The following is a 20,282-nucleotide window of genomic DNA, read 5'->3' as shown; positions in this document are numbered from 1 at the left end:
GGACGCGGATTGGCGCGACGGAACTACCTCAAGGTCGTTCCCGGTCGAAACTCTTCACGTGCAGCATCCCGGCCACACTTCTGATTCGGAACGGGATTTTGTAGGGCTTTGGACGTCAGAAGACGAAGGCGGCGGCCCGTTCCAGCCCGGGAAGGACCGGAGCTGCGGCATCGAACAGCGCCCGGTGGCCGAATTCGCCGTGGGTACGGGTCACGATCATGGCCCGCGGCGGCCGCGATTCGGCGGAGACCCCCACCAGACGCCCGCCCTCCTTCAGCTGCCCGAGCAGCGCTTCGGGGGTCACCTCGGCCGCGCCGTTGAGGATGATCACGTCATAGGGAGCGGCAGACGGGTCGCCCTCGGTGCAGGAAGCGGCCTTGCAGGCGACATTGGTGAGCCCGAGGCCTACCAAGGTATCCCTGGCCTTCCCGGCCAGGGCCGAATCGCATTCCGTCGCAGTTACATGGCGCGCGAGCTTCGCAGCCAGCGCGGCGAGGTATCCCGTGGCGCAGCCCACAACCAGCACGTTGTCACCTTCGCCGATCTCGGCCGCCTGGAGCAGCTTGCCGGTCAGCTGCGGCTTGATCAGGAAACGCTTGTCGGCGCCCTCGCTTACGTCGAGATCGAGGTCGAGATAAGCCAATGCCTGCCTGGCCGCCGGCACGAACGCCTCGCGGGGAACCGTGAGCATGGCGTCGAGAATGCGGCGATCAGTGACGTCATTGGTGCGCACCTGGCCATCGACCATTTTGAGGCGCGCGGTCGAGAAACCGGACATTTGCGGACCCTGAAATGCGGACGATGCCGCTGGGAGGAATTGGCGGCATCTTTGGAACATGCCCGGCCAAAACGCAACATGACCGTTGGCCTCCACCGGCCGACGCTTGCGCACTCACCGCACCAGGGAGCGATACGGACTATTCGATCGTCACCGCGAGGCGTCCGATCAGGGCAGCGACTTCGTCCAGCCGTGCCGAATCGGGCGTCTCGACCGCGCGCGCAAGGCAGGCGATGCACTCATCGTCGCTCAGCTCGGGGACGTCGGCCGGCAGAATCGAGGGGGCCAGTTGGGCACGGTCGATCTGGATGTCGGGCATGGGAATCAGCTCCGTAAGGGTCCGGCCCCGTGAAGCTCGATTTCAATTAAGTCGATTTGGTGCTGCCCCGACGGTCACGATGGCGCCGCCGCACACATTTGTTTGAACGCGATTCTGCGTGGACCGATCAGGCGCCGCCTCGAAACGACTCAAGCGACATCGCACGCCACATCAATGTGCGTCTGCATATTATTGAATTTACAGCGGAATTTGGCTCCCCGGGCTGGATCAACTTTTGTTGCAGCGGACTCTCTAATTATAGAGATGGGAAGAGCTGGCCAGTTTGCTTACCCCCAAAAGGGACCAATCCCGATGTCAGTTGGTTCTGACCCGGAGCTATGGAGACGTTGCGAATGCCCTTCGCAGGAGACGAGCCATCAGGTCCTTCGCGTCTTGCTCGCCCGTTGCGGGAGACGGCTTCTTGAATTTCCGCCGCGCGTGTCGCGCCCAGCTCGCTGTCTGCTTCAACTGCTTGACGTCTTCACGTGGTGCCCAAGCCAGAGCGAGGAAGCGCGCCTCGCCACCGGACCTGTCCATGAGGGACTCAAGCGCCTTGTAGATGTCGAACCAGAAGGTCGGCGGGTGGGGATTATCAGGCGCAGACACCCGGCCGAAGTAGATCAAGGCGTCTTCCAGGTAATCGTCAGTGTCAGCGATCGCGGCCCAGTTCTGAACCTCGCTTGGTTCTGGAGGGGGTGGAGGTGCGGGTTTGCCGTCCGGTCCTGTGATCCGAACTGCTGCCCCGTGCACTCGGGATCGACCGTCTATTCTGCCCTCAAGAAAGACCGTTCGATGCAGTTTGCCATCAGCCGCAAATTCGACCACATCCCCCAATTGAATCGGCCGACTCCGCCTCATGACGAACATGGCGGCGTTTAGCCGATCAATGTGAGCAACGGCTCGGCTCCGTACTTCGTCCGCTTCGGCAAGACCATCGAAGGAACTCGATCGCAAGATAGTGTCGCCGCCGCGCACCTCGATCCATGGATCGTAGGGCAGCTTTAACTCGTCGCACCAGTCCTGCAAATCGAACTCGTGCCCCCGAAGCGACGCTCCCCATTGTCTCGACATCCCTGCCTGCCTCTCCCCAAATGATCGCGGGTTTATTACATATCATCTGCGAAAAGCACGCTACCAGCACTCCAAGCTGCTCCTACTTTGTTATCCCTCTGCACCAGCGACGATTCTAGTCTCTTAAGAAGGTGGCTATAACCGAGTGTTCTGCACACCCACGACCCGCAGTAGTTCGGCGCCGTTCCGACATACCCGGAATCGATAATTTGACTCCGCGCAGTCGAGGCCATTCTTGGCCGGGATGCCCCGCCCTGCCCGCCGCCATACGCCTACCCATGCTGATGGTCGCTCGATCAAGATCACCTTCGGCGAGATGCGGGAGATGGGCGTCCGGGGCGTCCTGGTCTATTGCTGCTGCGGTCACCACGCCGCCGTGAGCGCCGACCGCTGGCCCGATGACCTGCGGCTGTCAGACGCGAGCCTCGCTTCACCTGCACCGTCTGCGGCGGACGGGATGCTGACGTCAGACCCGGTTTCGAGTGGAACAAGCCTGTCACCTCCGCGATGGGTTACCGATGAGGCTCGCCGACCTTGCGAAAGAGCCGGTGAGTTTCTGAGGCACATCGGGGTGATCGTCGGGGCAGCGAAAGCCGCTTAACCCTCCACATTGGTTATCCTGAAAAATAGCGCAGACGCCTGATCTCGCGCGACAGTTGCGTTTGGATATGTTGCCTTTGGGGGGAAAGAAATGCGTTGGCTGGCAATTGTCGTGCTCTGTGTGTCACTGGGTGGATGTTACGCAACAGGAGCAGATGTTCGCGCCAAGCTGGGGCAAGATTACGTCGGGAAAAATGTTGATGCTCTTGTCGTTAAGTGGGGGCCGCCCGCGGGCACCTTCAAGATGAACAGCGGCGAAACCGCTTATAGCTGGCAACTGGGAGTTCATTTTCCGTCTCTCGTGATAGCCAATCGAGCGCATCGGGAAGTTCGCGGGGGTACGCTTGCAAGGTCAACGTCGTTGCATCGCCGAGCGGAACGATCAAAAGTCTCGATACTGAAGACAAAGACAGCAGCCTATATTACGGGCCCATTCCCACTGGTGTCCAGCTTGGCAGCGTTTGCGCAGAGCAGCTTGGAATGAAGCAGTAGAGGATGGCGCTTCTGCCGTCCTAAGCGATGACAGGCTGATGATCGCTGCTATGCGTCGAACAACGCGGCTCATTCTCATTGCTCTATCTGCGCTCGTCACGCCGGCCGCTGGCGCAATCGCCCCTATGACCGACTCCATGCACGTGGGCCGCACCTCAGGGGACCTGGATCAATGGCAGAGGATCGATTTCCGCTCTTCGCACCTCCTCCGGCGAAAGGCGGCGCAAGTCAAAGTGGCCATCCGAACGAGGGGCCCGAGCATGCAGGGCCTCATCCGGATTCCCGGCGCACCAGCATCCAACTTCGACACCGGCATCGGCTTGACCGTCGTTGACCTAATCAATGTTGGCAACGATAGCAGCGGCTATGCCGATATTGTTGCGCTGGAAATACTGTTCACCCAGACGATGCCGGGACAATTCTACGAGGTATTCGCCATCGATGACGGCGACCAAGCCAGATAGATTTGCTAGAGTGCCACGCCTGCGGATGATCCGCCGATGGCTAACTCGCTCGTCCTACGCAAGGGAACGAATCTAGAGAATCGCGGCCTCGCGCTACGCGCGGCGCAATACGTTCGAATGTCGACCGAGCTGCAACGCTATTCGATTCAGAACCAGGCCGCCGTCATCGCCGCCTACGCGCGGGACAAGGGCTCACGATCGTTCGCACTTATAGGGACGAGGGTCGCAGGGGACTTAGGATCAAGGGCCGAGCGGGTCTGATCGAGCTGATCGATGACATCGAGTCGGGGCGCGCCGACTTCGACCACGTGCTCGTCTATGACGTAAGCCGGTGGGGTCGCTTTCAGGATGTCGACGAAAGTGCGCATTACGAATTTGTCTGCAAGCAGAACGGGGTTCGGGTCGCCTATTGCGCCGAGCAATTCGACAACGACGGCGGCCTTCTGTCTTGCATCATCAAGAACATCAAGCGCGTGATGGCGGCCGAGTACAGCCGGGAGCTTTCGGTCAAGGTCCATGCTGGCTTGTGCAGGTTGGCAAGCCTCGGCTATCGCGCTGGCGCTCCGATCACCTACGGCCTTCGCAGGGAGCTGGTTGACGAACATCATCAGCCCAAGGGGCGGCTCGCCAAGGGAGAATACAAATCCCTCAAATCAGACCGTGTTCTTGTGCAGGCGGGGTCCGACGAGGAAACCAGAATCGTCCGCTGGATATTCCATCAGTTCGTTGAAGAGCGGAAGTCGGACGCCGCTATTGCGCGCGCGCTGAACGAGGCAGAGGTCGGCAACCATCACCGGCGCCCTTGGACCTATCTGATGGTCCATAACATTCTGAAGAACGAGAACTACATCGGGAAGGTCGTCTACAATCGTACGTCGAAGCAGCTCGGTCAGAAGCTGAAGCCCAACCCTCCCGACCAGTGGGTTCGCAGCAATGCGGCCATCAAACCAATCGTTGATGAAGAACTCTTTGCGGGCGCCCAGGATATTATGGCGGACCGTTACATCGTGATCTCGGAGGACGAGATGCTGAAACGGCTGCGAGCGACTCTCGCGCGCAAGGGACGCCTGACCACCCGCATCATCAACACGACGCCAGGACTTCCCTGTTCCGATTCATACGTCGATCACTTCGGCTCCCTGCGCAAGGCGTATTCTTTGATTGGCTATACAGCGTCACGCGATTGCGACTGGTTCGATTGCCGCGATAACAGCTCTTCGATCCTCGCAGAGCATAGAAAGCAGATCGTGGAGGCACTGCGCAGCCAGAGTGGCCTTACAGTTGTCGCAAATGAAGTCGGCGCAACGGTAAACGAGGAGCGGCATGTATCGTTCTTGACCGCCCGACGTGCGGTGAACATCGATCCAAAGTGCGTTCCATTTTGGCGGGCCTACACGTATCGAATACCTTCTGGATTGCTGGCAGTGGCTCGACTGAACTGCGAGAACCGAGCCATTCAGGACTACGTCTTGATTCCTTATTCACGAGGACGCGCCACCTACCTAAGACTCTCTGATCTCGCTCTTCCTCGCTTGCACGCAACTCGCGTTGAGACCTCTGCGGAACTAGTTTGCGAAATCAAAAGAAGGGTGGCGTCCAACCGCGGCGAGCCAGCCAAGCCAGCGCGGCGGATGAAGCGAGCGAAAACAGGCCACCCCAAAACCAGGAACGCCCGCGAGCCGCGCTAATCGAGCGCAGGTACAGGAACGCCCCCAGCAGTGTTCCGTAGTTCCTTTGGAAGTCCCCGTTCAGCTTCGCGATTTTGGCGAGTTCAGGCGAGCTTTCGACCTGATCAGACATAAGCTGGTTCCCTTTGAGTTGGACCAGCGCCCTATGAACCACTGTTTTGCCCGACGGAGCAAGCGGAAAATTCGGTATACCGGAAGTCACTATGTTTGGTCCGCGATGTTGGCTCTACATGCTGTGATTGTGGATTGTCGGCATCTCGTCGCCGACGCTAGTTTACACTGCGATGTTGAGCATAGTGCTATAAGAGGGTGTGACATCAGGAGGGGTACAGGTGTACGGACCAAGCGGCCGGCCGGAGTTCTCGAAATTGGCCGATTTGGGCGATTGGGCATGGGCACGATTGATAAATCCCGTGCTTCTCACGACCTTGGGGAAGCCATTCTTGCCCCGATGGCAGCGGGCCATCCGGCATCCACCGAGGCCGACCTGAAGTAGATCAGGGAAGGATGAGAAGCGTGGCTCTGCAGCACGGGGTCTCATCGCAAGGAAGCAAGCTTTTAGAAGCGTGGTCCGCCGGTATGGAAGGCTACGGCGGCGCCCTCCCCGACAATCGGCCAATGCGTCATTGGGAGACTAGTCTGGCTGGAGGTCGAGCCGCCAGTCGCAAGACGCTAGCGTCCCGCTCGGCGCGTCCGTCACCCCAAGGACAAGCCGCTCTGGAAGCTTCGCTGAAACGCTGATCGTGCCGCACCCGGCGCTACGCGCCGCCCCACGTGAACGTCAGCAGGCCGGCAGGAAATCAAATAAAATAGGCGTCCCGAGCTAGCACCGGATTCTTGTACTGCTCGCGTGGGGGGACAATGACCGGGTCGAGATCGCGCTTGAGCCCGGCCAGCTAAACATTCCATATCGCTCTTCTTGCATCTACGTCACCTTCGGACGTACCGCGCCAATTGTTTCATCAGGCTAATTGATCGATGCTGGTATCCGGCAGTCGCGACAGCAGTTTCCGAAACTTCCGCAGCATACAGCTTGCGGTAGATCTCAAATATCTCGATTGGATCAGTTACGTGATGACCATCAGGGGTCGATTCTCCGTAACTTGCCCAGTTTATATTGCGCGGCCTATGTCCCGGAATGAACTCCGGAATGCGATAATGCATACTCAGAGATGCATCTTGCTCAAGCCTGAATGAGCCCGAACTAAGATTGCTCGCAGGCTCCATAACATCATGGATGAAGTCCAAACGCACCGACTTCTCGTCACGGAGATACTTGCGGGGTACTCGCAATACTGCCTCGGTTGCTCCAGCAACGAGCTCTGCGTAGGCTCTCGCCTCGCCCCCGGTATAGGCAATCAGCGTCGGTCGTTGCATCTTTCGAAGCGAAGCGTGAGGATCCTCGATCTCGCATTCGATAGTAATGGTGTCGGAATAGTCATCTCTGGCAGCGTTGAGGAGCCTCTCGATTTCGACCAACATTCCTTCAGGGTCGACACGACCCATCGCAGGCCGTCCGCGCGCTTTCGCAGCAACCACCAGCTTCTTTGCTTTGGTAATTGCGCGTTGCCAGCCTCTCGTCTGCTCAGAAAAATCCGAAAAAACGTTCAATTGCTCGGTAACGGGATAAATGACGACCGGGGAAAGGTTGAGACCAATGTCGTGTTCGATCGCAAACCCGACGTTGTCGGCAAGCTCTGCCATGTTCGACTTGCAGACAATCATTCCCACCGAATAGATTCGCGTGGGCGCGTCATAACCGTCGAGCAGACGCTTGAAATTGCTCCAAACTCTTTCAAATTTCGCACCGGCCCGAATTTGCTCGTAGGTCGCGGCATTGAAGCTGTCGATGGAAACAGACGCATTTATGCGGGGAAATTTCGCGAGCTTCTGGGCCTCCTCCGCCGTGATCATGGTGCCGTTCGAGGTGAATCCAAAAGTCAGATTGGGATTGTCCGCAGTGTCGAAACCGTCGATAAAGGAACGGAACTTCTTGATGAGATAGGGTTCTCCGCCGTGCCAGATGAACTGCGTCAGATGCGGGACCTTGGCCAAAACGGAAGGAACCGTCTCAGGTCGGTGTTGCACTTTCGTAACGCGAACCACGTTCTGACTGCAGCCGGGACAATCGATATTGCAATCGGCCGTGGAGATCAGGGAAATCATGCTCGGTTCGGCGAGAATTTCAGCCTTGCCAGCTTCATATTCGCTGTGGGCTCTCTTCAGATTTCGCCCCGACGCCGAGTCTGCTACAAGTCCACCGAGCGCAACCCGCGCTTGATCGTGAACCAGCTCATAACGCCGCCCGGACGCGATGGGATCAGCGTTGTCGGAGGACGAGAAATAGAGCCAGCCCTTCCAGACCGAATATCGGCCCCGGCCGACCTTGCGGATATCCTCATGCAGCGCGTTCGAGCCAGTTAGCGCTTCGCCGTCCTCGAGAAGCTTTACCGCGCCAGGGGCGCCGTTGATTGCCTTGAGAAAGGAATCCGGAATCCGGGCGAGATAGCAAAAGCCGGATTCGTGAGCGTACTCTACGGGCCAGCTGAAACCTGGAAATGTCCCGGTCGATCGATAGGCGAGACAGTTGCCGCACGGATGCCCCTCGAGCTGCCCCGAGGCGACCTTCTCTCGCAACTCGGTGTAGGCTTGGCCACGCCAGATCTCATCCAGTGAGTTGGCGTTGGTGTTCCCAAGAGGCTTGCCGAAATTCCCGTAACCGGACCAATAGCAGCACGGCACGACCTCACCAGTGAGATCGATGATCATTTGTTGCCACGGATAAGCGCAGCGTGTCATCAAAGTCGTTCCGTCATGATTGAGGAGCTTGGATAGGCCCTGAGGCGAGCCCCTCCCCCATGTCTAATTCCGCTTTAGCCCGCTTCCGCGACCACCCCGGGTGAACGCAACCGCTATAGTAAACAGCTACAACTTGCAATGCAATCAAGCGCCGGGCGCCTTATAGAGGGCCAAGGTTTCCTCGACCATTCGCTCGAGGCCGAAATGCGCTTTGACGAAGTTCGGGCCGACAGCCGCGGCCTGGTCGCGCGAGATGACGCCGGCCAGCACGCTCACCACCGCCTCGGTCAGAGCCCCGGCGAGCCCGCCTTTCCCAGCCCTGTCCTCCCGTACGAGGAGACCCATCTGCCCGTCGATCATCGCTTCGGGGATACCACCTGCATCGGTCGCAACGATCGGCACGCCGATGCCGCCCGCCTCGAGCACGACATTCGGAGTTCCCTCAAGTGAGGAGGTCATTAGCAGGACGTCGAGCCCCGCGATCGCGACTCGCGCCTCATTCGTATTTCCCGGCATCAGGAGGCGGTCCCCGATTCCGGCGCGCGCGGCGGCTTTCAGAATTTGTCGACGCATAGTGCCGTCTCCAAAAATCACGAATCGCGAGTTGGGCATTCGCCGGTGTACGCTGACTGCTACCTCGAGCCAGAGCAGAGGTCGCTTCTCCGCCTGAAGGCGGAACATTCCTCCGACGAGGAACTCGCCAGGAAGCAACCCGAGCTTTCGCCGGAACGCTCCGATCTCCTCGTCCGATGGAACGGCGAAGGCTTCAGTGGAGATTCCATTCCGTACGACGCGGATTGTGTCATCCCGGAGGTCTAGCCACTCTGCGTAGCTGCGGGCCCCCGCCCCGCTGTTGTTTGCAAGCGTCACGGATCGGTTCCCTGCAAGACTGCGATAGGCAGCCCTCATGTACGGGCGGCCGTGACTGAAATGCTCCGGATGAAGATTCCGGCCGCTAACGATAATCCGCGGTGTGCCGACGGCGAGTGCAGCAAACGCGGCGCCAATGCCCGGCGCATCCTGGAATCCATGCACGACGGCCGGGCGAGCGAGATGCAGCTCAGCGGCAAGCCGAATGATGTCGCTGCTGACGTCGGATGGCGCCCAGCTCAGGCTTTCCCGAAACGCATCGAAGCCGCTGCTTCCGCTCGTCTCGATCAGGTAGCGCGCAGCATTCCCCAGGGGCATTGCATTTCGAACCGCCAGATTGTCCAGGCCGGCCACTTCATCGAGAAAGAACAGCAAGTCGGGCCGCTCTTCACTTCGCAGCGTCAGGAGCAATACCCTGCGGTTCCGGGCGGCGAGTTCTCGCACGAGGTTGACGATCTGGCGCTCCGCACCACCCGCCAACAGGGATTCACCGACGATGGCGATCGGAAACCGCGTCGCAGCGTTGCCGTGCATGTGCGACGGTGCCAAAAGAGGATCCGGCAGCGCAACCGGGGCATCCGACATGCGCGCTTCGATGCGGCGGACCAGCCAACGACCTGCATGTCCGGCGACGTGGTGCAATCGTGTAGGCAACAACCGCCGAATATGCGGTCGAACGAACTGCAAATGGCCAGCTAACTGCCTGACACGCAACCGAGCCTCCCGGGCCGCTGAACGGCACAGTCCTATCTCAACGCATCCATGCGGTACAGGCGTCCGAGCCGAAATGGAGCTTCCGGAGCTGCCCCATCCGCCGCCTCCGGTCAGGCCATAAACGAATCGGGGGCCGCCTGCTGGATCGCCAAAAGCTTCAACTTTATGACCATTTGGCCACGCCAGCGGGAACGGTCTTGCTTGAACTGGATGGTCAAGCGATATATCGGCTGTCGAGAGCGGGGCCGTTCCTATTCACCCATGGATTGCACGGCAACCTCCCACTTTTGCGGGGTTACAAGACAATGACGGACAGGGCTTCATGATTGCGGCGCGCATCTTCAGTCCCATCGGGACGGTCCTCGCGCTGCGCGATGGCTTATTGGCCATTCGCCGCAATGGAGGACTTGTCCTCCACATGACCATTCGCGAGCTGCATGACCGATATGCCGGACAGATGCTCGGAATTGCCTGGACCGTCGGCACGCCGTTGCTGGCCATGGCAACCTACGTCTTTGCCTTCACTTTCATCTTCCAGCAAAGGCTGGGCGTGGATGATTCGGGCAGCGGCTATACCGCTTACGTGCTCGCAGGCCTCGTGCCTTGGCTGGCCATGACTGACGTCCTCTCCCGCGCTCCGGGCGCCGTATCGGCGAATGCGAGCCTCGTGAAGCAGATCGTGTTTCCCTCGGAGGTGCTTCCGCTGCGGGTGGCACTCGCAAGTATCCCCCAGCTCCTGGTCGGCCTGGCGGTCGTCCTCGTGATCTCCGCAATTGCGGGGCGACTGCCCCCCCATGCCGTCGTTTTGCTTCCTGCCGCTCTCGTGATCTACGTGCTCACAATGGCCGGCCTCGCCTATGTATTTGCGGCAATCGGAGTGTTCGTCAAGGACGTCCGCGAAATCGTGACGTTCGCGATTTCGATCGGACTGTTTCTCCATCCCGTTCTCTATTCGCCGGCTTCGACGCCAAGATGGCTCCTGCCGATCTTCTATGTCAGTCCGGCGAGCCATCTCGTCTGGTGCTTTCGAGACGTATTGATCGAGGATCGCGTCATGCATCCTTGGTCATGGCTTGTCGCCAGCGTCTTTGCGATCCTCGTATTTGCAACCGGTTGGCGCTTCTTCCGCATGCTTCAGCCCAGCTTCGGAAATGCGCTCTGACCATGGACAAAGCCGCGATCACGCCCACCGCCGCCATTCGTGTTTCGGGTCTAGGCAAGACTTACCGTGTTTGGCGTCGTCCGTCGGACATGCTGCTGGAGGCGCTGGCTTTCAGGCGCCGTCACACGGAATTCCAGGCTCTCCGCGATATTTCTTTCGAACTTCCGCCAGGCTCAGTGACCGGCATCATGGGCCGCAATGGCGCCGGCAAGAGCACGCTGCTGCGCATCGTGGCTGGCACGCTCGATGCCACGGCGGGGACCGTGGACGTAAGGGGACGAATTGCAGCCATTCTCGAACTCGGGACCGGCTTTTCACCGGAATACACCGCAAGGGAGAACATCTACCTGGGTGGAATGTGCCTCGGTCTGAAGCACCGCGATATCGAAAAGCGGTTCGATGAAATCGTGGCCTTCGCGGAAGTCGGCGATTTCATAGATCAGCCGTTTCGGACGTTCTCCAGCGGAATGCAGGCGCGTCTCACTTTCGCCGTGGCGACCTGCGTCGATCCGAGCATTCTTATCATCGATGAGGCACTCGCCGTCGGCGACGCGCGCTTTCAGGTCAAATCATTCGATCGCGTGCGCGAATTCAAGCGTCGCGGCAAGGCGATCCTGCTGGTCAGCCATGACACAAACCAGATCGCCTCGATCTGCGACAGGGCCATTCTGCTCGACAAGGGGCGTATTGTCGCCGACGGCCCACCGCAGAAAGTGTGCAATATCTACCACGAGATGCTGTTTGCTCCCAAGCAAGCGGTCCCACCGCCTGACGGTTCCATGCCATCGATTGATGAGCACCGCGAATACGAGGGACCAAAAACTGCAAATGATGACGTGCGTGCGTCCCCTCGCTCAACTGCGGAAACGGCGGAATCGGCCGGGACTGTCGCTATCGAAGCTGGATCCGAAAGTTCGTACGCAACGCCGGCGGATGTGGTTGCGCCACTGCTCGATGGGCCTCGTCTCGCTGAACACCGCTATGGCGACCACGCGGCAGAGATCGATGCCATTGCGATCACGGATCAAAATGGGCAGCCCGTCAATCGGCTACAAAGCCTCGGTATTTACCACCTCGTCTGTTGGATAAAGGCGAACGTTGATGTTGGACCACTCGTGTTCGGATGGCTTGTCCGCGACAAGCGCGGTCTGGACCTATTTGGTTGGGACATGCAGACCGGCAGGCACGAGCCAACTTCTCCCATGCGGGCGGGTGAAACGCTTAGGATCGTCGTTAGCTTTCAAGCCAATCTTGGAGCCGGTAGTTTTTTTGTCACCGCTGCACTGGCGGGCGTCGATAAGCACAAGCACGATGTACGATTTGAGGCACTCGAGATGTTGATTGAAGGGGCTCCCGAGATCTATGAGACCTCTATCATCAACCTCGCGCCGAGGCTGATCGAAGCATCTCCTCAGTCCCAACTCGTTCGTTGATCCTAAATAGATCGCGCGATCGGATTTTGCGTGGCGGATCGGATGGGAATGACATCTTACCGGAGAGGTCACTAACGATGCCACCGCCCAAGAGAGCAATGGTCCGGGACAGCCGATCTTCCACAATAGTGGCCGCCCGCGCGCTTCTCAGTTGACGTCTATTTGGGCGACTTTGATGCTTTGCACCACGGTGGTCTCCAAGCTGTGCGGATCGGTGCAAAGTCCCTGCGCAAGTATGATGTACGATCGAATCTTGTCCAATTTCACCTGAGAAAATGGGCCATAAGCAAACGGATTGGAGAAGACGTGGTGCGGGTAGAAATATATGCCATCGGCGGCGCGCTGCAACTGCTCCGCGCGTCGTTCCGCGTGGGTGTTACGAATGAACTCGGTCAATTTGGGATGAATTAATTTTCCAGGCGCCAGTTGTGGAGTCCCCTGCACTTGGCAATCGAACACTGCTCGCATCACATCCCAGTCTTTGGTCGTCCCCCAAGTGCCCGTGGGATAGAGCTGACTCTGTGTTTCTGGACCCCAGTTAAGGATCGATACAAAGGCGAAGCTATGAGCGCGGAAATACGCCGCCGGGACCGGAATGCGCGCACCATGCTCATCGACGGCGACGACTTCGATACGATTCAGAGCAGGCGTGTCGTACCAGCCCAGCTCTATGATGCCAAAGAAGTATGGCGACAGGGCGGTAAGCGCGCACGCAAGCAAGCGCATGCGCCGGTCAACATGTTCCGTACGTCCTGCCCAAGCCACGATAATTGCGACGTTCAGCAACATCCATTTCCAGAAGAATATTCCAGAAAACACAAACACGCCAAGATGCCAGACGTCGAATATCATCGTGAGCGGCACGATCACCGCCGGGATCAGTGGCGCTGCCAGTGCGGCCAGTTGCGTGGTGAGCGTCAACACATTCACAGGAATGTTTAGCGTTTCCCAAACTGCAAGCGCGTTGGGGGATAGATGGAGCGGTGCTGTGCCGAGAGCGGTGGCATTCGAGGCCAGGAAGTAGGTCTGATTTCCGCTCACCCAGGAGAATGGCCCCCCGTCGAGCAGAATTTTCGCCATCGCCGAATGGAAATAATTTCCCATGTGTGCAGCAATGTACAACATCAATAGCCCGGTGCACGCGACGCCCAATGAATCATCAACATCTGCCTCGGCGAGGCGCGCAGATTGTGGCCAGCCGCACTTCGGTACTGCAATACGCAACATCCAATCGAGCCCTCGAAATACCAGCGCTGCCGCGGCGAGGCAGGTTATGAAAAAGATTGTACTTTCTGCAATTGGCGTCCAGTCCACGTCAACGTTGGGAGTAATCAGCGAATGCCTGCGCACATAGTGTTGCATCCAGACGTAAGCGCAGGTCGGCACTGCGGCGAGGCCGGGCCAGCGAAACACGATCCAACTCCAAAGAGCGGCGAATATGACGCTCAGGCCCCACGCTACGAAGGGCGATCCTATCTGTGCTACGCCAGCGCGCCTCAGCACCCCAGACGCCACTATCACAAAACCCAACGCGAACATCGCGGCCAGCATTGACATTGCGATGCGGAGCCGTTTCGGCGCGCCATGCCCGATAAGCGAAGCACTGGCCGCAAGGGCGATCACCAACCCCCATCGTGCCCAGCTTGGGCCTTCCTCACTCTCATGAAGCAGGTAGAAATAGGGTTTTAGACACAGGATGAGGATGACGAGGCACGCGAATATCGACATCGACAATGAGCGCAAACCAGTAAGCACGCGCAATCGGTCCAACAAACCGGTCCCTGGTAGTGCGAGAACAAGAAGGACGAGCGTCGTCAGAAAGTTGCCGATCAACAGCCCGACAGGTATTGGGATTGGCCGCTGGAGCACATAGGAGCGTCCGTTCGTGCGCGGATCGGTTCCATCGGATGCGCTGAACCACAGCCCACCGCGCCAATACGCCCAGGTCCCACGCCCCTGCGTGCGAACGGCGTCGATAATGTCGGTCCGCGGCTTGAGCAAAGCACCGTTTTCGCGGAGCCGATAGCCCGATCGCCACAGCTGATTTTCATCGCCAGCATCAATCGCGGAGAAATAAGCGATGCCATCGGGCTCCGCATGAATCTGGTCTATACGGATTTGGTTCCACAATATCGGTGCGACAGCAAACATATGCAGCAGAGCCGCTAATAAAACCAGAGCACTCAGGACGGCCACCACCACCCAGCGCAAGTGCAGCCGGCGGCCGTCCTTAGCACTCACGCATTCGCCCACGCTGTGACCATCGCGGGCGCTCCCCCCAAAAAGCCTGTTCATCTGTCGACTATGACCAAGCCTTGGCCAGTTGAAAGGTGAATGATCGTCTCACGCTTGCTTTTAAAGAACTCGTCCATAGCCCTGCGAGCTCCCGGGCAGCTCGCAAAACCGTAGTCATCACAGAGAACGATGCCACCTGGGAGCATTCGTTCATAGAAAAAGGCGAGGCTCTCGCGCGTCGGGTGGAAGAGATCGACGTCGATGTGAACGAAGGCAAACTGGTCCGCAGCGACGTCGACGAACCGCTCGGGTATCCAGCCGCGATGCATGACGACGCTATCCGACCACTCGGCTAGGTTTGCACAAACCTCTTCAAGGCTTGAGGCCATGGCGCCGGCCCGCCAGTAAGAGCCATCAATCAGGGACGGGGCGGACAGCCCAGCGAAGGAGTCAAAGAGGTGCAGCTTGAGATGCGGCGCTCCATGCAAGCGGAGCGCCTTTGCGATCAGATATGCTGTCGCGCCCCGATAGACACCGCATTCGGCAAACGCGCCTTCGAGCGATACGGCATGTCGCGCAAGCTGTGCCACGGTCCATCGCCGGTCATAGGCGCGATAGTTTCCTTCGCCAAACCTTTCATAGATGGCGGCGAATTCCTGATCCTCAAAATACGTGCGGCCGAACTCGCTGAGTTTCGTGTTGGGCACCAGTAGATTGAACAGCCGCTCCGCCATTTCGAAACGTTGATAGTCGGTCTGGAGCGACGAAACCGCGTTGGAGGCCGCGCGCAACATGCGGGCTGCACCTTCGCCTTCGGACTCGACCAGGAGTTCGTAGCGACGGCCGTTTTCGCTTGCCGAAGTGCCGTCTGACGATGAGAGATACAGCTGACGCCCCCAATGCGAAAAGCGTCCCCCACCGAGCGCCTCGATCTCGTAATGCAGGGCATGCGCCGGTCCGAGTTCCAGGCCATCCTCGAACAGCCTGGCGGTCGACACGTTCGGCGTCATGACGCTATCGCCCGCCGGAACGTCGTCAGGCAATTCCACAACCTGCCTGAATCCCACGGTGCGTTGAGGCGATGGAAGTCGCAAGATGCGCGCGCGGCTGGTCATGCGATCGATCGAACCTCTGTCGGGGGCGCGTTAAAGCGACGCAATCTCAATTCAGCGCAAGGCATGCCGCGGTCGCCTGCGCGCCGTCCATCCACCGGCGCTTCCAGGCCTGGAACATGAGCACGCACCAAAGACGGTATTGCCAATTGATCTGCCCGGACAAATGCTGCTCCCAGGTTTCGCGGATAGGAACAGGATTCAAGATGCCATCGACTTCCATTCTCTTCGGATCGAGCAGATCCTCCGCCCATTCCCGCAACGGTCCCCGCAGCCATTGGTCGATCGGCATCATAAAGCCGGTCTTAGGCCGGTCCATGAGGTTTCTCGGAACACGATCGTAGAGCACCTGGCGCAATAGCCATTTCGCCTCGCCGCCTCGCACCAGCATATGCTCTGGCAAACCCAGCGTGAACTCGACGACTCTCTGATCGAGGAGCGGCACACGGGCTTCGAGGGCAACAGCCATGCTGGCCCGATCTACCTTCACGAGAATGTCGTCGGGCAGATAAGTCAGCGTATCGAGCATCTGGAAACGCCGTATCGGCTTAGGAAGATCGTCGCGGAGAGCGCCGAGCCAGATCGGATCGTCCTTGTGCAGTACGTCTCGCACAATATCCCCTGGATCCGACCACTGTCCGACGATCCCCTGGAAGATGCGCTCCTCTGCACCTCGCGCCAGAAGGTCTGCCAACCTCTGGGCTCTGCCGGCAAGCGGTGATTGTCCATATCGCTTCGGTATGAGCGGTTCAAGAACCCGCCAAGCGGCGTTCGGCATGTTCCGCAACGCGGCTATCGCTGCGGGCCGCAACGCGTGCGGGACCACGTTGGTCGCGCCGAGGACTTCGTTCGCGATCCGATAACGCGTGTATCCGGCCAGCAGCTCGTCGCCACCGTCTCCGGAAAGAGCGACGGTTACATGGCGCCGCGTCAGCTTGCACAAGAGGTACGTCGGCACTTGCGACGCGTCCCCGAAGGGTTCGTCATAATAGTCCGGAATGAGCGGAATAGTCTCCAGAGCGTCGGATGGCGACACGATCAGCTGGTGATGATCCGTTCCCAGATGACGCGCGATGGCTGCGGCGTGCCGTGATTCATCGTATTCGGCCTCCTGGAATCCGATCGAAAAGGTCTTTACGGGCTTGCTCGACGCCTTCTGCATCGAGGCAACGATGGTGGAGCTGTCAATGCCGCCCGACAAGAAGGCGCCGAGTGGAACGTCCGACACCATACGCCTGGCGACCGCTTCGTCGATCAACTCCTGAAGCCTGGTCTTGGCCTCTTGATCCCCGAGCGACGCCGGGGCGCGCTGCGCTGCAGCGGCCAGCTCGCGGATGTTCCAATAGAGGCTTCTGTCCGCAATTCGACCGTCGACAATGTCGACGCGCTCGGCCGGCCTCAGACACTCGACACCTGAATAGATCGAGCGTGGGGCAGGCACGTAGCCGAAGCGCATGAACCCCGCAAGGCTGGTCCGATCGACTTCGGGTGACCAGCCGGGCAATGCGAAGAACGATTTCGGTTGCGAACCAAAAAACAAGGCGCCGTTCGATCGTCCAAAGTAGAGCGGCTTCTTGCCCATGCGGTCACGAATCAACGTGAGGCGCCGCCGCACACGGTCATAATAGGCGATGGCAAACATGCCGTTCAGCCTAGGCAGCGTGGCTTCGATCCCCCATGCCTCGAACGCCTCCAGCATGACTTCCGTATCCGAGTGTCCGCGGAAGCGATGTCCTTTCGCTTCCATTTCCCTGGCAATCTCGGCTGCGTTGTAAATCTCGCCGTTATACGCAATGACGGAGCGGCCCGAACTCGAGACCATAGGTTGATGCCCGGCCTCGCTCAGATCGATGATCGCGAGCCGCCGGAAGGAGAGAACGAGACCTGCGTCAGGCTCGTCGAGCACGCCCCAATCATCCGGCCCGCGATGTTCTATCGCTAGTCCCATGGCGCGAGCGATGCGCTTGCGCTCGTCCGGCGCAAAGCGACGATCCAGATCGATAAAGCCTGCTAGTCCACACACGTCTGCGCTCTCTGCCGTTGTCGCCAGGGCACGGCTGTGCCTCCGGAATGGTTCGAAAACTTGCCGATCTAGTTCCCCGTTCCGGCTAGCGCCTCGGCGACGCGCGTTTCCCGGCTCCTGATCTCGAAAAGATGGCATGCGCTGCCGAGCACGCGTGAAAGCCTTTCACGGCGCTCCAGTGTCCAGCGCGTGTTGAACGTCATGTTGCCAGTATAGAACAGTCCCATAGGCTCATCCCTGACGATCTCAAACCCGTTGGCGTAGAAATTCCGGCGCCACCAGCTCGGATGGAATATCCAAGTCTCGGAGATGATGTTGCCACGTTCTCCGTGCCGGCGCTGGCCGAAGGGAGCAGCAAGATGCCGGCCAGCCGGGTACCACGCGCCCGCTAGGCGTTTGATTTCCGAGAGAGAGAGAGGCCAGCGCGGCTTGAGTTGATCGCCGATGGTGCCAGCGTACTGGACCGCCGTCGGGAACGCGGAGAGCGTGGTCCAGAACCGCCAGGCATGCGTAGGTAGAACGTGCAGGGCATATCCGCTCGGCTTGAGGACGCGCTTGATTTCACTGTGCATCTGCACGAGATCAGGCACATGTTCGAGCACGTTGGATGAAAACACGACATCGAAGCTCGCGTCCGGGAATGGAATGTGCCTGCCGTCGAAATCGACGATCGGAAACATCCGATCTTGAACGTAGTTCGAGCTCGGAATCTCGATGGCCTCGACCTGAAACCCGCGACGCCTGAGCTCCACTGCCTGCTGCCCGGTGCCGGCTCCGACTTCAAGAACTCGAGCGCCAGCCGGCCGCAGATGCCTGCTGATCTTCTCGATCTCGGCGGACCGGAGAACGTTAAGGTGATCGACTGAGAACATGATTGTCGTGATCCAAACTAGCTCTTGTTGACATTATAAAGGTCGAGCGTTTCAATAAGCATTCGCTCGACTCCGAACCGCTCGAGGACAAATCGCGGCCCAGTGTCGCGGACCCGACAGCGCCAGGCCCGGTCCGTCAGCGCCCGCATCGCTTTCGCCGCGAGATCATCAGGGCCGTCGGAACTTGCCACGAAGCCAGTGACCCCTTCGTCAATCGTCTCGCGCGTGCCTCCTGCATCGGCAGCGACCACTGGCACGCCGACAAGGCTGGCTTCAAGCACTACGTTCGGCGTGCCCTCGAACTCGGAGGTCAGCAGGAACAGGTCCATAACCGCAAGCCCGAGCGCTGCATTCGCGACGGTGCCGGGCATGTACAATCTGTCGGCGAAGCCGTTCTCTTGTGCATAAGCGAAGACTTCGCTCTTCATGGGACCAGTGCCGAACACCACAAATTGGCAATCCGGCCGCTGGACGGCGATACGCCCCGCCGTCTCGATCCATAGAAGAGGCCTCTTCTCGGGATAGAAGCGAAAAATCGATCCGATGACCGGGCGCCCCTCCGCCAAGCCGATGTTCGACTTGAACTCGCGCACGGCTTCCTCCGGCGGTAAACTTATCTCCGCCGCGTCAATGCCGTTCCGAATGATCCGGTATCGATCAACCGGGAGGCCGAGCCATTGGGCATAGTCGCGAGCGCCCGCCTCGCTGTTGTTGAGCATGACGATGTCAGGACACCGGGCAAGCTCCCGGTAGCCATCCGCCATGTATGGACGATGGTAGGCAAAGCGCTTCGCCGCCATATTGCGACTCGACACGATGATTCGGGGCACGCCAACCATGCGAGCCGCGAATCCCGCGGAAATCGAAAGCGCATCCTGCCATACGTGCACAACCGATGGCTTGAGCTGCGCAAAGTCACCAGCGAACATGAGGATCTCGTCCTGCACGTCGACGGGAAGCCATGCGGTCGCTTCTCGGATCCGGCGCTCAAGCCCGGAGCACATCCGCGCCAGATGGTCACGCGACCGCTTCAGGTCGATGACATTCCGAATCTCGCCTCGGAAATCGGCAAGTGTTGACTTGTAGAAATCATAGTCGGAGCTGTAACCAAGGCGTACGCACAGCAAATGGGGCGCATGGCCGTGCCGCCCGGCCAGACCGCGCAGCGTATTGACGACCTGTCGTTCGACGCCGCCCCATGCAAGCGCATTGTTGCAGAGAACGATCGGACCGTCTTTGAACGTCGATTGAAGAAATGCCGGCTGAAAGTCCGATAGTGGGCCATGCCGGCTTTCGAACGATCGTTTGTCGCGGCGCGCAAGAGCGCTCTCCATCGCCAGAGCGTGCTTCGACAGGCGAACTTTGATCGAGCGAGGCAAGACGGTCCGCGCCCTCGGCAGGACAGCACTCGCAGTCGAATAAACTACCGTCCGGGCAAGGCGTCCTAACCTAGATCCTTTCAAGGGAAGCACAGCTATCACGACATAGCGTCGGCCATTGTGGCGCGGGTCCTGGCCATCCGAGCTCGAGAACAGCAGATCGCGGGCCCAATGCGAGAAACGGCCTTCACCCAGCGTGGCGATCTCATCGTGCAAGGCGTGAGCGGGACCAAGCGGTACGCCGTCTTCGAACAGCTCCAGCGCCGAGCGC

Annotated in this window: 14 protein-coding genes; 4 read left to right on the top strand and 10 right to left on the bottom strand. The window is 59.2% G+C overall.

Annotated elements, in window-relative coordinates; all coding sequences use genetic code 11:
* Nucleotides 1-115 precede the first annotated feature (115 nt).
* The 3 genes from RAD15_RS25060 to RAD15_RS25050 all read right to left on the bottom strand — a co-directional run bounded on the left by RAD15_RS25060 (nucleotide 116) and on the right by RAD15_RS25050 (nucleotide 2,168).
* A complete protein-coding gene (locus RAD15_RS25060) occupies nucleotides 116-778 on the bottom strand; it encodes a protein-L-isoaspartate O-methyltransferase family protein (RefSeq protein ID WP_458180860.1) in 663 nt (220 codons plus the stop codon).
* Nucleotides 779-917: 139 nt separating this feature from the next.
* Complete coding sequence (locus tag RAD15_RS25055; protein WP_458180858.1) at nucleotides 918-1,097, bottom strand: hypothetical protein; 180 nt, start codon at nucleotides 1,095-1,097, stop codon at nucleotides 918-920.
* Nucleotides 1,098-1,433: 336 nt separating this feature from the next.
* Nucleotides 1,434-2,168, bottom strand: a complete 735-nt coding sequence (locus RAD15_RS25050; protein WP_458180857.1) for a hypothetical protein — start codon at nucleotides 2,166-2,168, stop codon at nucleotides 1,434-1,436.
* Nucleotides 2,169-3,520: 1,352 nt separating this feature from the next.
* Here RAD15_RS25050 and RAD15_RS25045 point away from each other — a divergent pair.
* Together RAD15_RS25045 and RAD15_RS25040 are read left to right on the top strand one after the other, a co-directional pair.
* A complete protein-coding gene (locus RAD15_RS25045) occupies nucleotides 3,521-3,724 on the top strand; it encodes a hypothetical protein (RefSeq protein WP_458180856.1) in 204 nt (67 codons plus the stop codon).
* A gap of 107 nt (nucleotides 3,725-3,831) precedes the next feature.
* Nucleotides 3,832-5,412: a recombinase family protein gene (locus RAD15_RS25040; RefSeq protein WP_458181038.1), complete on the top strand. Its 1,581-nt coding sequence runs from the start codon at nucleotides 3,832-3,834 to the stop codon at nucleotides 5,410-5,412.
* A 930-nt stretch (nucleotides 5,413-6,342) separates the two neighbouring features.
* Here the strand turns inward: RAD15_RS25040 and RAD15_RS25035 are convergent.
* Nucleotides 6,343-8,211: an SPASM domain-containing protein gene (locus tag RAD15_RS25035; RefSeq protein ID WP_458180855.1), complete on the bottom strand. Its 1,869-nt coding sequence runs from the start codon at nucleotides 8,209-8,211 to the stop codon at nucleotides 6,343-6,345.
* A gap of 144 nt (nucleotides 8,212-8,355) precedes the next feature.
* Complete coding sequence (locus RAD15_RS25030) at nucleotides 8,356-9,666, bottom strand: glycosyltransferase (protein ID WP_458180854.1); 1,311 nt, start codon at nucleotides 9,664-9,666, stop codon at nucleotides 8,356-8,358.
* Nucleotides 9,667-10,213: 547 nt separating this feature from the next.
* Here RAD15_RS25030 and RAD15_RS25025 point away from each other — a divergent pair.
* Both RAD15_RS25025 and RAD15_RS25020 read left to right on the top strand, forming a co-directional pair.
* Nucleotides 10,214-10,957, top strand: a complete 744-nt coding sequence (locus RAD15_RS25025; protein ID WP_458180853.1) for an ABC transporter permease — start codon at nucleotides 10,214-10,216, stop codon at nucleotides 10,955-10,957.
* Nucleotides 10,958-10,959: 2 nt separating this feature from the next.
* Nucleotides 10,960-12,390: an ABC transporter ATP-binding protein gene (locus tag RAD15_RS25020; RefSeq protein WP_458180852.1), complete on the top strand. Its 1,431-nt coding sequence runs from the start codon at nucleotides 10,960-10,962 to the stop codon at nucleotides 12,388-12,390.
* Nucleotides 12,391-12,537: 147 nt separating this feature from the next.
* On the opposite strand, the gene RAD15_RS25015 is transcribed toward RAD15_RS25020, so the two are convergent.
* The 5 genes from RAD15_RS25015 to RAD15_RS24995 all read right to left on the bottom strand — a co-directional run.
* The gene (locus RAD15_RS25015) at nucleotides 12,538-14,631 is read right to left on the bottom strand and encodes a hypothetical protein (RefSeq protein ID WP_458180851.1); all 2,094 of its coding nucleotides are present in this window, start codon (nucleotides 14,629-14,631) and stop codon (nucleotides 12,538-12,540) included.
* 50 nt (nucleotides 14,632-14,681) lie between these two features.
* The gene (locus RAD15_RS25010; protein WP_458180850.1) at nucleotides 14,682-15,740 is read right to left on the bottom strand and encodes a TylF/MycF/NovP-related O-methyltransferase; all 1,059 of its coding nucleotides are present in this window, start codon (nucleotides 15,738-15,740) and stop codon (nucleotides 14,682-14,684) included.
* A 46-nt stretch (nucleotides 15,741-15,786) separates the two neighbouring features.
* Nucleotides 15,787-17,760: an asparagine synthase (glutamine-hydrolyzing) gene (gene asnB, locus RAD15_RS25005; RefSeq protein ID WP_458180849.1), complete on the bottom strand. Its 1,974-nt coding sequence runs from the start codon at nucleotides 17,758-17,760 to the stop codon at nucleotides 15,787-15,789.
* Between the two features lie 68 nt (nucleotides 17,761-17,828).
* On the bottom strand, nucleotides 17,829-18,632 hold the full coding sequence (locus RAD15_RS25000; RefSeq protein WP_458180848.1) for a methyltransferase domain-containing protein: 804 nt from the start codon (nucleotides 18,630-18,632) through the stop codon (nucleotides 17,829-17,831).
* Between the two features lie 17 nt (nucleotides 18,633-18,649).
* Nucleotides 18,650-20,282 (bottom strand): glycosyltransferase (locus RAD15_RS24995; RefSeq protein WP_458180847.1); only part of this gene is annotated, 1,633 nt, incomplete at its 5' end.

It is taken from the genome of Bradyrhizobium sp. 14AA, from assembly GCF_054185205.1.
The sequence above is the reverse complement of the archived record's forward strand: the minus strand, read 5'-3'. Positions and strand labels throughout refer to the sequence as shown.